The sequence below is a fragment of the Megalodesulfovibrio gigas DSM 1382 = ATCC 19364 genome, from assembly GCF_000468495.1.
Taxonomy (GTDB): Bacteria; Desulfobacterota; Desulfovibrionia; order Desulfovibrionales; family Desulfovibrionaceae; genus Megalodesulfovibrio; species Megalodesulfovibrio gigas.
This window is the reverse complement of the sequence record NC_022444.1, coordinates 721,209-734,694: the sequence shown is the minus strand read 5'-3', so window position 1 is coordinate 734,694 and position 13,486 is coordinate 721,209. Positions and strand designations below refer to the sequence as shown.

The 13,486-nt window shown below is 64.6% G+C and carries 10 protein-coding genes; 4 read left to right on the top strand and 6 right to left on the bottom strand.

Annotated features, from left to right (window positions below; translation table 11 throughout):
• Position 1: 1 nt before the first annotated feature.
• The 3 genes from glmS to DGI_RS03215 form a co-directional block, all read right to left on the bottom strand.
• Positions 2–1,828 (bottom strand): glutamine--fructose-6-phosphate transaminase (isomerizing), encoded by a 1,827-nt coding sequence (gene glmS / locus DGI_RS03225; protein ID WP_021759243.1) that lies wholly within the window; start codon positions 1,826–1,828, stop codon positions 2–4.
• Between the two features lie 6 nt (positions 1,829–1,834).
• Entirely contained in the window at positions 1,835–2,491 is a 657-nt protein-coding gene (rdgB, locus tag DGI_RS03220; RefSeq protein ID WP_021759242.1) for an RdgB/HAM1 family non-canonical purine NTP pyrophosphatase, read from the bottom strand.
• A gap of 124 nt (positions 2,492–2,615) precedes the next feature.
• Positions 2,616–4,145 carry a two-component system sensor histidine kinase NtrB gene (locus DGI_RS03215; RefSeq protein WP_021759241.1) on the bottom strand — a complete coding sequence of 510 codons (1,530 nt, stop codon included), beginning with the start codon at positions 4,143–4,145 and terminating at the stop codon, positions 2,616–2,618.
• Positions 4,146–4,357: 212 nt separating this feature from the next.
• Between DGI_RS03215 and rimO the strand changes: the two genes are divergently transcribed.
• The 3 genes from rimO to sppA all read left to right on the top strand — a co-directional run bounded on the left by rimO (position 4,358) and on the right by sppA (position 8,656).
• The gene (gene rimO, locus DGI_RS03210) at positions 4,358–5,686 is read left to right on the top strand and encodes a 30S ribosomal protein S12 methylthiotransferase RimO (RefSeq protein ID WP_021759240.1); all 1,329 of its coding nucleotides are present in this window, start codon (positions 4,358–4,360) and stop codon (positions 5,684–5,686) included.
• Positions 5,687–6,067: 381 nt separating this feature from the next.
• Entirely contained in the window at positions 6,068–7,786 is a 1,719-nt protein-coding gene (locus DGI_RS03205) for a 30S ribosomal protein S1 (protein ID WP_021759239.1), read from the top strand.
• A gap of 6 nt (positions 7,787–7,792) precedes the next feature.
• Positions 7,793–8,656 (top strand): signal peptide peptidase SppA, encoded by an 864-nt coding sequence (gene sppA, locus DGI_RS03200; RefSeq protein ID WP_051286135.1) that lies wholly within the window; start codon positions 7,793–7,795, stop codon positions 8,654–8,656.
• Positions 8,657–8,800: 144 nt separating this feature from the next.
• Here sppA and DGI_RS03195 read toward each other — a convergent pair whose 3' ends face one another.
• From DGI_RS03195 to DGI_RS03185, 3 genes are all read right to left on the bottom strand, one after another.
• Entirely contained in the window at positions 8,801–9,322 is a 522-nt protein-coding gene (locus DGI_RS03195) for a methylated-DNA--[protein]-cysteine S-methyltransferase (RefSeq protein WP_021759237.1), read from the bottom strand.
• A gap of 65 nt (positions 9,323–9,387) precedes the next feature.
• The gene (locus tag DGI_RS16820; protein WP_021759236.1) at positions 9,388–11,106 is read right to left on the bottom strand and encodes a methyl-accepting chemotaxis protein; all 1,719 of its coding nucleotides are present in this window, start codon (positions 11,104–11,106) and stop codon (positions 9,388–9,390) included.
• Positions 11,107–11,142: 36 nt separating this feature from the next.
• Entirely contained in the window at positions 11,143–12,159 is a 1,017-nt protein-coding gene (locus DGI_RS03185; RefSeq protein ID WP_158407281.1) for a TIGR01212 family radical SAM protein, read from the bottom strand.
• A 204-nt stretch (positions 12,160–12,363) separates the two neighbouring features.
• Here DGI_RS03185 and DGI_RS03180 point away from each other — a divergent pair, with 204 nt between their 5' ends.
• A complete protein-coding gene (locus DGI_RS03180; protein ID WP_021759234.1) occupies positions 12,364–13,404 on the top strand; it encodes a rod shape-determining protein in 1,041 nt (346 codons plus the stop codon).
• Positions 13,405–13,486 lie beyond the last annotated feature (82 nt).

Sequence of the window (13,486 nt, the reverse complement as noted above, 5' to 3'; positions counted from 1 at the left end):
CTTACTCCACGGTGACGCTTTTTGCCAAGTTGCGGGGCTGATCCACGTCCTTGCCCAGGTAGTCCGCCGTTTCATAGGCGAAGAGCTGCAGGGCCGGCAGGGCCATGAAGGCGCCAAGCGGCCCCCAGACGCGGGGGATGATCCAGGGGTGCTCCACCTGCAGGTCCATCCCTTCGTTGGTCAGGGCGATGATCTCCCCGTTGCGGGCCTGCACTTCCTGCAGGTTGGATTTGACCTTGGGGAACAATGCGTCGTCCAGGGCCAGGGCAAAGGTGGGGAAGTGGGGATCGATGAGGGCGATGGGCCCGTGCTTCATCTCGCCGGCGGCGTAGCCCTCGGCATGGATGTAGCTTATTTCCTTGAGCTTCAGTGCGCCTTCCAGGGCCAGGGGGCAGCAGTGGCCGCGGCCCAGGAACAAAAAGCTGCGGGCGTCTGCATACAGGCGGGAGAGCTCGCGGGCCTTTTCGCGCATGGCGGGCAGGTGGTCGTCCAGCAGAGCGGGCAGTTGCCTGAGGGCCTCGATGCAGGCGATGCGATCCGCCTCCCGCAGGGTGCCTTTTTCCTGTCCCCAGTGCAGGGCCATGAGGGTGAGCAGGGTCAGCTGGCTGCACATGGCTTTGGTGGAGGCCACGCTGATTTCCGGTCCGGCCTGGGTGTAGACGACGCGATCAGATTCCCGGGCGATGGACGAGCCCACCACGTTGCACAGCCCGATGACCGGCACGCCCATGGACTTGACCAGTTGCAGGCAGGCCAGGGAATCCGCCGTCTCCCCGGACTGGCTGATGATCAGCACGGCGTCGTCCTCGTCCAGCAGGACGTTGCGGTAGCGGAATTCCGAGGCGATTTCCACGGAGACGGGAATGCGCGCCCAGTCCTCGAACAGGTGCATGCCCCACAGGCCGGCATGATACGAGGTGCCGCAGGCCAGGACGTGCAGCCGCTTGGGCACGGGCATGCCGGCCAGTTCTTCCAGACAGACGCGCTGGTGCGTCGCGTCCAGGCGGCCGGCCAGGCAGTCCGCCACCACGCGGGGCTGCTCGAAGATCTCCTTGAGCATGAAATGCTTGTAGCCGCCTTTCTGGGCTGCCTGCACATCCCAGGAAATGCGCTGGGGCGTTTTGTGCACCGGCGCCAGGGTGGCCGCCTCCCAGACGCCCCAGGAGTTGGCGTCGATGCGGACAATCTCGTCGCTGTCCAGGAAGACCACATTGCGGGTGTAGGGCAGGAAGGCCGGGATGTCCGAGGCGATGAAGTTTTCGCCCTCGCCCACGCCGAGCACCAGTGGCGAATGCCGGCGCGCACCGTAGATGACGCCCGGTTCTTCCAGCCGGACGATGGCCAGGGCAAAGGAGCCGTCCACCTGATTGAGCGTCCAGGCCAGGGCCTTGAGCATGTCGCCAGCGTGTTCCTGCAGGCCCTTGGCCAGCAGGTGGGCCAGGGATTCGGTGTCCGTATCCGAGACGAAAGACGCGCCTTCGCCCTGCAGCATGCAGCGCAGGGTCTGGAAGTTCTCCACGATGCCATTGTGGGCCAGGGCCAGATGCCCGGCGGCGTCGCGATGCGGGTGGGCGTTCTTTTCGTTGGGCAGGCCGTGGGTGGCCCAGCGGGTGTGCCCGATGCCGGAAACCGCGCCGCCCACGTTCATGGAGGCCAGTTTGGTATCCAGCTCGATGAGCTTGCCCGGCGCGCGGACCACGTGCAGGCGGTCATCCATGATGTAGGCCACGCCGGCCGAATCATAGCCGCGATATTCCAACCGCCGCAGGCCTTCCATGATCAGGGGCACGGCCACACGATGGCCGCTGTAACCGATGATGCCGCACATGCCGTGTCACCTCGTAAGGGTAGAGTTGTCTGCATGCTCCGCCAAAAAGGCGGGAAGAAGCGCCGCAAGGTGGCGCAGGGCCTGCCCGCGATGGCTGCGGGCGTTCTTTTCCTGAGGGCTGAGCTCGGCCGCGGTGCAACCGGCGTCTTCATCAAAAAAAACAGGATCATAGCCAAAACCGTTGCAGCCGCGCGGCTCGTGGAGGATGCGGCCCTGCCAGCTGCCCTGGGCAGTGACGGCAGCGCCGTCCGGGCTGGCCAGGGCCACCACGGTGACAAACCGGGCCGAGCGGGACAGATCCGGCACGTCGGTCAGGGCGTGCAGCAGTTTCTGGGTATTCAGGAGATCCTTTTGCGCCCCGGTGGCATCGACGGGGAACGGCTCGCCATACCGGGCAGAGCGCACGCCCGGCGCTCCCTGCAGGGCATCCACCACCAGGCCGGAATCGTCGGCGATGGCCGGCAGGCCCGTGTGGGCGGCTACGGCGCGCGCCTTGAGCAGGGCGTTGTCCGAAAAGGTGTCGCCGGTTTCCTCTACGTCAGGCATGTCCGCAAAGGCATCCAGGCCAAGGACTGTGACCGGCACGTCCAGGGCGGACAGCAAGGACTGCAATTCGGCGAGTTTTCCAGGGTTGCGCGTGGCGAGAACAAGCGTGTGCGGCATGAAAGGACCCTTGATTCACATGGACGACAGGCAACGCATTGCAGGAGTTGCAGCGACGGCACCCGGAAGGATGCCGGAGAGCGCTTTCTTGTACCAAATTGTATAGATTCATTCAAGAGAGATTCTAAAGCTCGCGCCCTGGGGAAGAACCCCGAAGCCCGCCGCCGGGCCTGGCATTGCCGGCAGGCAGCGCGGGCAGGATGAGCGTGATGGTGGCGCCCTGGCCTTCCTGGCTGACGAGGTGCACTTCGCCCCCCATTTCTTCGATGATCTTTTTGGTCATGGCCAGCCCAAGCCCGGACCCCTGGTTCTTGGTGCTGAAGAAGGGGTTGAAAATGCGGGGGCGGATGTCTTCGGGAATGCCGGGACCGTCGTCTTCCACGGCAATGCTCACGAACGGCGGGGAAAAGGCGGTGCGCAGGACGATGGTGCCGGCCGTGCCCTGCTGTTCCAGGGCTTCCATGGAGTTCTTGATGCAGTTGATGACGCACTGCTTCACCAGTTCGCCATCCACCCGGATCAGGGGCAGGGAAGGCGCCAGGGCCAGCTGCAGGGCAATGCCTTGTTCGTGGCATTTGAGGGCGAACAGTTCGGCGGTGTCTTGCACCAGCTGGTTGCAGTCCAGCGCAGTGGGCGAGACGTCTGCCGATTGCAGGGGCCTGGCAAAGTTGAGGGTGCTTTTGAGGATGGCGTCCAGCCGGCGGGATTCATCCAGGATGATGCCCGCCTTTTCTCGGGCGTCGTCATCCAGGGAGCTGGAGCGGATGAGGGAGTTGGCGAAGCCGGCGATGGCGAACAGGGGATTGCGGATCTCGTGGGCAATGTACGTGGAAAGCTCGCCAATGGCCGCCAGCCGTTCGGACTGCTGCAACCGGCGGTGCATCTCCAGCATTTCCGTGATGTCGCGGCGGATCTCCAGCAGGTTTTCCAGGGCGCCGTCCGGGCCGAGGATGGGATGGGCCACCACCCGCAGGGTGCGCAGGCCGCCGTCCTGTTCCACCAGGGGCAGGGTGGCCTCCTGGATGGTGTTGGTGTCCATGGCTTGGGACACGGGGCAGGGGGCGCCTTCCTCTTGCTGGCAGGTGCAGGGCGGGACGTCCAGCTGGTTGTACGGGCGTCCCAGCAGCTCGTCCCGGGTGCACCCCCGGCGCTCGCAGGCCCGGGGGTTGGCGTCCACCACTGCGCCGCGGGCGTCCAGGAGCAGGATTTCGTCGTCGGACTGCTCGAACAGGGCGTCAAGCACGGAACGCGTCTGTTGCAGCTCCATCCGCCAGGTCCGGCGCAGCACGTCTGCGCCGAGCAGGGTTTCCAGCAGGGCAAAGCAGTGGCGGTCGCCCACGGAGAGCCTGCCGGCCAGGGGCGGCGTCTGTGCCGACACGGCGGTTTTGAGGGCGGCGAAGGCGTCGGGATCGTCGCGCAGATCCAGCAGCAGGTGCAGGTCCGGGTGGGCTGTCAGCAGGGCAGCCAGGGTGGCGTGGATCTGGACGCCGGACGGCAGCGCCGGGGACTCGCCGGGCGGTTCCGGCAGTACGCAGCACACCTGCAGCCCGGGGGCGGCCTCGGCGGCGTCGGGCCGCATCAGTGTGGCCAGGGCGCGTTCCAGCACTTCCGGGCGGCCCACCAGGGCCAGATTGAACGGCGCAGCAGATGACATGCAACACTCCCTGCGTTCCGGCGCCGGCTGTCACCACGTGGCCGGCGGCGGTCCGGATCATGTCTCATCCCTAATCGCGTCCGGAAAAAATCGCAACCAGAACGCGCCAGATCCTGGATGGCGCGGCACGACACCGGCGCTTGCGGCTGCCAGGGGATGCGGCTATAGGCTTGCGACATATGCCGCCGGCGCATGGTCGGCAAGGAGTGCGCATGACTGTTGATCCCTCTTCCCGCCCGCTGCTGGTGCACATGACCAGCCTTGGCTGCCCCAAAAACCGCGTGGACAGCGAACGCCTGCTCGGCCGGCTGGGCGAGACCGTGACCGCCACCGAAGACATGGCCGCAGCCGATCTGGTGTGCATCAACACCTGCGGGTTCATTGAACCGGCGGTGGAGGAAAGCCTGCGCTGCATTATCGAGGCGGCACAGGTGCTTGCCGAGGTGGAGCCGCGGCCGCTCTTCGCCGTGGCCGGCTGTCTGGTGGGCCGCTACGGCCAGGCGCAGCTGGCCCCGGATCTGCCCGAGGTGGATCTGTGGCTGGATCTGAAGGAGATGGACCGCTGGCCCGCCCTGGTGGCCCAGGCCCTGGCCCGGCGGACGGCCACGCCGCCGCCCGTGCTGCGCGAGCATCGCCGCCTCTCCACGGCCCCGACGGCGTATCTGAAGATCAGCGAAGGCTGCAACCATGGATGCAGCTTCTGCACCATCCCGTCCATCCGCGGCCGGCTGTCGAGCCGCTCGCCCGAAGAGCTGGTGCACGAGGCCCGGGCCATGCTGGCGCAAGGCGCGCGCGAGCTGGTGATTGTGGGTCAAGATGTCACCGCCTACGGCAAGGATGCCGGCCTGGCGTACGGCCTGCCGGATCTGCTCGCCCGGCTGCTGGAGCTGCCCGGGCTGGACTGGCTGCGGCTGATGTATTTGTATCCTGCCGGTATCACCAGGGAGCTGCTCGGGTTCATTGCCTCGGCCGGCCCCAGGCTGCTGCCGTATTTCGACATGCCCCTGCAGCATGCCCATCCTGCGGTGCTCAAGGCCATGGGCCGCCCCTTTGCGCAGGATCCGCGCCGGGTGGTGGATTCCATCCGCGCCGTGCTGCCCCAGGCGGCCCTGCGCACCAGCCTCATTGTGGGCTTCCCCGGCGAGGGGGAGGCGGAGTTTCAGGCATTGCAGGATTTTGTGGAGAACACGCGCTTCCAGCACCTGGGCGTGTTCGCCTACTGCGCCGAGGAAGGCACCCCCGCGGCGGAACTGCCCGGCCAGGTGCCGCCGGCCGAACGCGAGGCCCGGCGCGAAATCCTCATGGCCCGGCAAAAAGAGATTTCCCGCGAATTGCTGGAGACGCATGTGGGCGAGGAGATGGACGTGCTGGTGGAGGCAGTCTCGCCGGAATGGCCGGGGTTGCACCTGGGCCGCGTCTGGCTGCAGGCTCCCGAGGTGGACGGCGTGACCTACGTGAGCGGGGAGGGCGTGCAGCCCGGGGCCATGGTGCGCGCGCGCATTGAGGACGCCAAGGAATATGATCTGGTGGCCCTGGCATAGAACTGATGCATGGTACAACAAAAATAGTGCATTCTGTCAAAAAGTGGATTTATCCTCCGAATACTGCAGGGAACCATGCGCCGGTCGCCATGCATCCGGCTGGAATTGCGGCAGTTGCGACACTGGTTCCGGCAGGGATACCGTCCCGGAAAAGCGCTTTCGACACCCTGGTAAACTATAATTTTGGGTTGTCATTAGTCCTCCTTTTTGGTAGACGCTGGCTTTCCAACTGCCTGCACGGGCGAACTGCGCCCGCCGGGCCCTCGCCTGCATACCAGTTCCAGTCAGCGATTTCACCGTATTGACCTGACGCTGGGCTGAGCCTGCAGCCGGGTCCGGGGCTTTTTTGCAACCTCTACCCTTTCACAAACGGCTTACATTATGTCCAATGACGCGACCATGACCAGCGGCGACGCAGAGCTGAATTTCGAATCCGCCCTCGAAGACTACCTGAAATCTGACTTTGGCGAACTGGAGGAAGGCTCCATCGTCAAGGGCGAGGTTGTTCGGGTGGAGAAGGACCACGTGCTGGTGGACGTGAACTTCAAGTCCGAAGGCCAGATCAACATCAACGAATTCAAGGATGCCGATGGCAATGTCGCCGTCAAGGTGGGCGACCAGGTCGACGTCTATGTGGCCCGCAAGGACGAAGTCGAAGGCTCCATCGTGCTTTCCCGCGACAAGGCCAAGCGGATGCAGCTGTTTGACCGCCTGGAAGACGTGCAGGAAAACAACGACGTCATCAAGGGCACCATCCAGCGCCGCATCAAGGGCGGCTACACCGTGGATCTGGGCGGCCTGGAAGCTTTCCTCCCCGGCTCCCACGTGGATCTGCGCCCCGTGCCCGACATGGACGCCCTGGTGGGCCAGGAATTCGAATTCCGCGTCCTGAAGATCAACCGCCGCCGCTCCAACGTCATCGTGTCCCGCCGGGTGCTCCTGGAGGAAGAACGCGAGTCCAAGCGCAGCAAGCTGCTCTCCACGCTGGAAGAAGGCCAGGTGGTGGCCGGCAAGGTCAAGAACATCACCGAATACGGTGTGTTCGTGGACCTGGGCGGCCTCGACGGCCTGCTGCACATCACGGACATGAGCTGGAAGCGCGTGAAGCATCCCAAGGAACTGGTCAAGCTGGGCCAGGAACTGGAGCTCAAGGTCCTCAACTTCGACCGCGACTCCAAAAAGGTCTCCCTGGGCCTCAAGCAGCTCAAGCCGGATCCGTGGACGTCCATCACCGAAAAGTACCCCGAAGGCGCCCGCCTGGCTGGCAAGGTCACCAATCTGGTGGACTACGGCGCGTTCGTGGAACTGGAGCCCGGTGTGGAAGGCCTGGTGCACATCTCCGAAATGTCCTGGACCCGCAAGCTGCGTCACCCCAGCCAGATGGTCAAGCAGGGCGACGAAGTGGAAGTGGTCATCCTGGGCGTGGACCCCGACAAGAAGCGCATCTCCCTGGGCATGAAGCAGGTGCGGCCCAATCCGTGGGATCTGGTGGCCGAGCGCTATCCTGAAGGGGCGGTCATCGAAGGCGCCATCAAGAACATCACCGAATTCGGCATCTTCATTGGTATCGAAGACGGCATCGACGGCCTCATCCACGTCTCCGACATCTCCTGGACCAAGAAGATCCGCCACCCCGAAGAGCTCTTCAAGGTGGGCGATCTGGTGCAGGCCAAGGTGCTCACCGTGGACAAGGAGAACGAAAAGTTCACCCTCGGCGTCAAGCAGCTCCACGAAGACCCCTGGACCAACGTGCCCGACAGCTACCCCGTGGGCAGCACCGTGAACGGCGTGGTGACCAACATCACCGACTTCGGCCTGTTCGTGGAAGTGGAAGAGGGCATCGAAGGCCTGGTGCACGTCTCCGAAATCAGCAACAAGAAGATCAAGTCGCCCGCCGAAATGTTCCAGGAAGGCGACACCATTCAGGCCCGTGTCATCCATGTGAGCGCCGACGAGCGCCGCCTGGGCCTCTCCATCAAGGCCCTCAAGGATGAAGAAGAGCGCAAAAAGCCCAAGGACTACCGGTCCGTGGGCGGCGAAGGCGGCCAGAGCCTGGGCGACATCCTCAAGCAGAAGCTTGAAGAGGAAGCCGGCGAATAGCCTGCCATGCTGCGCACCGTGATAAGATTGACGGCGATGACGATCCTCCTGGTGGGGGTCGTCTTCGCCGTTTCCGCATGCAAGGGCGGCAAGGATCTGGACGGCGAGCCGCGCTACGGCGTGGTGCTCCTGCGCGGCCCAATCACCGACGCCCGCAAGTACGTGGAGTGGATGGCCGAACTGCGCGAGGACGATGACGTGGCCGGCGTGCTGGTGCGCATCGATTCCCCCGGCGGCGTGGTCGGCCCCTCCCAGGAGCTGTACCGTGCCATGGTCCGGCTGGCGGAGGTGAAGCCGGTGGCGGTGTCCATGGGCGCAGTCTGCGCCTCTGGCGGGTATTACATGGCCTGCCCGGGCACGCGGCTGTTTGCCAATGCCGGCACCCTCACGGGCAGCATCGGCGTGCGCATGGAGCTGACCAACCTCATGGAGCTGATGGAAACCCTTGGCGTGCGCCACACCTCCATCACCAGTGGCAAGTTCAAGGACAGCCCCTCGCCCTTCCGCAACATGACCGCCGAGGAACGGGCGTATATCGAAACCATCGTCCTGGACCTGCACGCCCAGTTCACTGAAGACATCCTGGCCGTGCGCGACATGGACAACGCCACGCTGCAGCAGATTGCCGACGGCCGCATCCTCACCGGCCGCCAGGCCCTGGCCGTGGGCGCCATCGACGCCCTGGGCGGCCAGGAAGAGGCCCAGGAGTGGCTGGAAAAGGCCACCGGCAAGGGCGAACTGCCCCTGGACGAAGGCCCCAAGGACAAGCGCAACTGGTACGAAAAGCTTGCGGAAGCCGTTGCGGATGTGCTGCCGCTTGCGGGCATGACGCACCTCGCCGGCCCGCGCTGGCAGGCGGAGTACCGGTAGGCGAAAGCGTAGGGCATTTTAATTTTGAAAAAGGATATTGCAGAAGGGGCAACCTTTTTGCAAAAGGTTCTNTGGAATTGCTACAAAAAGTCTCTGAAAAGGGGGTTCCCCCAGGAACTCTTCTCAAAGATACCTTGCCTTGCTCTAGCTCCCCCGCAGGGCCTCTTTCTCCAGCAACAATTGCTTCATCTCCACCCCGCCGCCGGAGAAGCCCGTCAGCGCGCCGGTGCTGCCCAGCACCCGGTGGCAGGGGATGACCAGCGGCCAGCGATTGGAGGCCATCACCCGGCCCACGGCCCGGGCTGTGCCGGGGCGGCCGGCCATGCGGGCCAACTGGCCGTAGGTCACCGTCTGCCCGAACCCCACACCATGCCAGAGGGTCTCCAGCACGGTGCGGGAAAAGTCGGGCAGGGGGCGCATGTCCAGCGCCAGGGATGCCGGCAGGCGGGTCCAGTCAGGATCCTCGCCGCGCAGGTGGCGCTCCAGCCGGGCGCGGAAGTCTTCCCGAAAGGGAAAGGTCGTGAAGTCCTGGGCTGCGGCTGCGGCGACCTCCGGGCCATGACTCCAGCGCAGGTCGATGCCGGCCAGCAGCACGGTGTCCTGCGGCTGCGGCTCCCAGCGAAGAATCAGGGCCAGCGGCCCGACTGTCAGTACATCCTGAAACATGGCGCGTCTCCTTGGTGCGGCCAGTTGCCGCCACTTGTCGCCAGCCGCCGCGCTGTGGGCATGGATCATGCGGTGCGGAAAGCGTCGGCGCAGGCGTCATCCGAATCGTTCGTTTGTTTGGATTGGGCCAGATTGCGGACAACCTCCCGCAGGCTGTGGATCTGGGCGTCCAGCCGCTGCAGGGCCTGATCGCTTTCCTCCATGGCCCGGGCCGTGGCGTCGGACCGTTGCCCCACCTCGTCCAGGGATTGCTCGACTTGCGCGGCCGTGCCGGTCTGTTCCTTGGTCGCCTCGTCAATGGCGGCAATCTGGGCAAAGGCGTCCCTGGCCAGGGCCTGCAGGGATTCCAGAGTGCCTCCGGCACCGTGCGCCATGCTCACCACGTCATCAAGTCCGGTGACGGCGTGCTCCACTTCCTGCATGCTGGCGCGGGTGGAATCGGACATGCCGCGCGCCAGGGTCTCCACTTCGCGGGTGGCAACGGTGGTTTTCTCCGCCAGCTTGCGCACCTCGTCCGCCACCACGGCAAAGCCGCGGCCGGCGTCTCCGGCGCGGGCAGCCTCGATGGCGGCATTCAGGGCCAGCAGGTTGGTCTGGTCGGCAATGTCGTTGATGGTGGACAGGATGCGGCCGATGTCCTGAGCGCTTTGCCCCAGGGCGGCCATGCCGTCGCGCAGGGCCGAGGAGCGACGATGCACCGCGCCGATGGACTCCACCACCTTGCGCACGGTCTGGCTGCCGTCCACGGCCGTGTGCTGGGACTTGGAGGCGGCCTGAGAGGCCTGGCCGGCCTTGTCCGCCACATCATGCGCCGCCTCGCGCATGTGCTGCATGACGGCCACGGTCTGGCCGATGCGCTGCAACTGGGCGCGGGCGTCGCGCAGGGCGGTGTCGGTGCAGCGGCGCACCTCCTGCATGGTGCACAGCAGGTCTTTTGCCACGGCCTCCACGCGTGTGGCGGCCTCGCGCATGCCCTGGGTGCGAGCCTCCAACGCGTCATCCCGTGCGGCGTTGGCTTGCTCCATGGCCTGGCGCGCCAGGTCGGCGCTGTGCTCAGCCTCGTGCATCTTTTGCTCAAGCTCGGCATTGAGGGTGCCGATGGAGCGGGTGGCCGTGTCGATTTCCTGCTGCAGGAACAGCCGCTCGTCCTTCACGCCCTTGCGCAGCGCCCAGCCCAGGGGCAGCAGCAGGAGAAGCAATCCCAGAAAGCGCAGGCCGGAATGCCAGGCATCCTGACGCAGCAGGGCCTGCACCTCGTCCAGGGGGATGTCTGCGGCGGCGACCCAGACCTCGCCATTGTCGGCCCGCATGGGGACGAACACGGAGCGGAAGGTGCCCCACTGGTCGGAATATTCCAGAAAAACGGGTTCACGGGCGGTGAAGGCCCGCGCGATTTCCTCGGTGGCTTCTTCATAGAGGTCCATGAATTCGCCGTAAATATCTTTGGCCTTTTCTTCCTCTGTGAGGCTGCTGAAGGTGAAAAAGATGTCCCCCCCCCGGCGGACCATGCCATAAATATATTTCAGGCCCGACGGGTTGGCATAGCGACTCAGCAGGTCGCAGCGGGTCTGGTATTCGCCTTCAGGCAACGTCTCTGGCAGGGCGGCGTGCAGGGCGTTGCCGTCCAGGATGGCTGCCACGGCGTGCGCGCCGGCCAGCAGGCGGCGGTCCACCTCGGCCATGCTGCGATCCTTGAGCGTCAGGTATGAAGAAGCGCCATACCCCCCGGCGCCGACAACATAGATGATGAACCCCAAGAGGATGAGTCGGATTCTGTTGTGCATCGGTTTCCCCCCGAATTGTGCGTGCGGCCTCGTCTGCTACTTTGTGTGTGATCCCCCAGGATGGAACGTCGCCATGTCGCACCCGTCGTGATGCGGGGGCGGTCGATACAAGAAGCCTTGTGTCCAGCCACAGTCAACCATATTCTGGATGATATCCGTTCGCAAGGCGGACTTGTCCGCGGCCCAGGCCGGGGCCAGCAGTTCGCCGGGCCAGGCGTCGGCCGTGAGCCGCTGGATAACAATATCAGGACGCAGCCGGGCCAGTCCTTCGGCCAGGGCCGCCACCGTCTCCGCCCGCGCAGGCGGGGAATATGCACCGGTTTGCCAGTCCAGGGCAAGGGCGCTGCCGTCCAACACCAGCGTGTTATGAAACTTGACCGCCTGGACGGGCAGGGCGTTCACGCAGTCGATGGTGCAGAAGAAATCCTCGGCGGTCTCGCCGGGCAGGCCGTGCATCACGTGCAGGCAGAGCAGCAGCCCCCGGGCGTGGGCAGCGTGCACGGCGCGTTCCAGGGTCTCCACGTCGTGTCCGCGGTTGATGCGCAGCAGGGTGGCGTTGCTGGCGGATTGCAAGCCCAGTTCCAGCCAGACATCCAGAATAGGGCCAGATCCAGGGCCAGCATCGAGGGGATGACGGGCGGCGGCAAGCATGTCCAACTTTTCATCATCCAGACAATCGGGCCTGGTACCCAGGGCAATGGCGGCAAGGTCCTTGAATTGTCTAATTTCTTCCAGTATTATGGCAAGTTCCCGAGGGGGGCGGTAGGTGTTGGAAAAGGATTGAAGATAGGCTAGAAACAATGCATTCGGGGAGCGGCGCGCATACCGTGCCAGCCAGTGCTGCCATTGTTGCGTCAGGCTGAGGCCCTGGTGGTGCAAGCCGGTGCCCGCGCCGCGCGCGTTGCAATACCGGCAGCCGCCGGTGTTGGCGTGCGGGACGCGATTGGGGCAGGTGCCTCCGGCATCCAAGGGAATTTTTCGAATCGGCCTGCCATGGCGGCGGCGCAGCCAGGGGGCGAAGGCGAGATATGGGACGGGCAGCGCAGTATGCATGCCCGGTGTGTAAACCAGGACGCCGCGCAAAGCCAGCGTCTGCGGGCGTTGTGGTGCGGATGCGGACCGCTGCTGCGACATCTCGCTTGACATCGCCGCTGCTTTGAACGAACACCGCCAACGAGCATGCCGTGCACGCCGCGAGCCGGGAACGCCGCCTGCCTTCTCGCCGGATGCGATCATCACTTCCCCTTTGAGGATATTATGGCCAAGTTTTTCAATCATTTGTTGGGTGTTTTTTCAAACGACCTCGCCATCGACCTGGGCACCGCAAACACCTGCGTGTATGTGAAGGGCAAGGGCATTGTGCTACGCGAGCCGAGCGTGGTGGCCGTGAAGGAAGATTCCCGCGGCGTAAAGAAGGTTTTGGCCGTGGGCAACGAGGCCAAGCGCATGCTCGGGCGCACGCCTGGCAACATCGTGGCCATTCGGCCCATGAAGGATGGCGTCATCGCCAACTTTGAAATCACCGAGGCCATGCTGCGCCACTTCATCTCCAAGGTGCACAACTCCCGCCGGCTGGTGCGGCCGCGCATCATCATCTGCGTGCCCACAGGCATCACCCAGGTGGAAAAGCGTGCCGTGAAGGAAAGCGCAGAGAGCGCCGGGGCGCGGGAAGTGTATCTCATCGAGGAACCCATGGCCGCGGCCATCGGGGCCAATCTGCCCATTGAGGACCCCACCTCGAACATGGTGGTGGATATCGGCGGCGGCACCACGGAGGTGGCGGTCATCTCCCTGTCCGGCATCGTGTACAGCCGCAGCGTGCGGGTGGGCGGGGACAAGATGGATGAAGCCATCATGACCCACGTCAAACGCAAGTACAACATGCTCATCGGCGAGAGCACGGCGGAATCCATCAAGATCAACATCGCTTCGGCCTATCCCCTGGAGCAGGAGATCGAGATGGAGGTCAAAGGGCGCGACCTCGTTTCCGGCATTCCGCAGAACATCGTCATCACCTCCGAGGAAATCCGCAAGGCCATCAGCGAGCAGGTGGACGCCATCGTGCAGGCCGTGCGTATTGCCCTGGAGCAGACCCCCCCGGAACTGGCGGCGGACATTGTGGACCGCGGCATCATGCTCACCGGCGGCGGCGCGCTGCTCAAGGGGCTGGACCAGTTGCTGCGCGAGGAGACGTCCCTGCCCATCACCGTGGTGGACGACCCGCTTTCCACGGTGGTGCTCGGGTCCGGCAAGGCGCTGGACAATCTGGATATTTTGAAAGAGGTGACGGTCGATTAACCTCGTTTCCCGACGCCTTGCGGCGTATCTGCTGCTTGGGTTCTTCCTGTATCTGGGCATCTATACCTGGAACCTGCGCACT

Excerpts from the sequence above, each read along its gene's own strand:
- glmS (WP_021759243.1), bottom strand. The coding sequence starts at position 1,828 with ATGTGCGGCATCATCGGTTACAGCGGCCATCGTGTGGCCGTGCCCCTG.
- rdgB (WP_021759242.1), bottom strand. The coding sequence starts at position 2,491 with ATGCCGCACACGCTTGTTCTCGCCACGCGCAACCCTGGAAAACTCGCC.
- DGI_RS03215 (WP_021759241.1), bottom strand. The coding sequence starts at position 4,145 with ATGTCATCTGCTGCGCCGTTCAATCTGGCCCTGGTGGGCCGCCCGGAA.
- rimO (WP_021759240.1), top strand. The coding sequence starts at position 4,358 with ATGACTGTTGATCCCTCTTCCCGCCCGCTGCTGGTGCACATGACCAGC.
- DGI_RS03205 (WP_021759239.1), top strand. The coding sequence starts at position 6,068 with ATGTCCAATGACGCGACCATGACCAGCGGCGACGCAGAGCTGAATTTC.
- sppA (WP_051286135.1), top strand. The coding sequence starts at position 7,793 with ATGCTGCGCACCGTGATAAGATTGACGGCGATGACGATCCTCCTGGTG.
- DGI_RS03195 (WP_021759237.1), bottom strand. The coding sequence starts at position 9,322 with ATGTTTCAGGATGTACTGACAGTCGGGCCGCTGGCCCTGATTCTTCGC.
- DGI_RS16820 (WP_021759236.1), bottom strand. The coding sequence starts at position 11,106 with ATGCACAACAGAATCCGACTCATCCTCTTGGGGTTCATCATCTATGTT.
- DGI_RS03185 (WP_158407281.1), bottom strand. The coding sequence starts at position 12,159 with ATGCATACTGCGCTGCCCGTCCCATATCTCGCCTTCGCCCCCTGGCTG.
- DGI_RS03180 (WP_021759234.1), top strand. The coding sequence starts at position 12,364 with ATGGCCAAGTTTTTCAATCATTTGTTGGGTGTTTTTTCAAACGACCTC.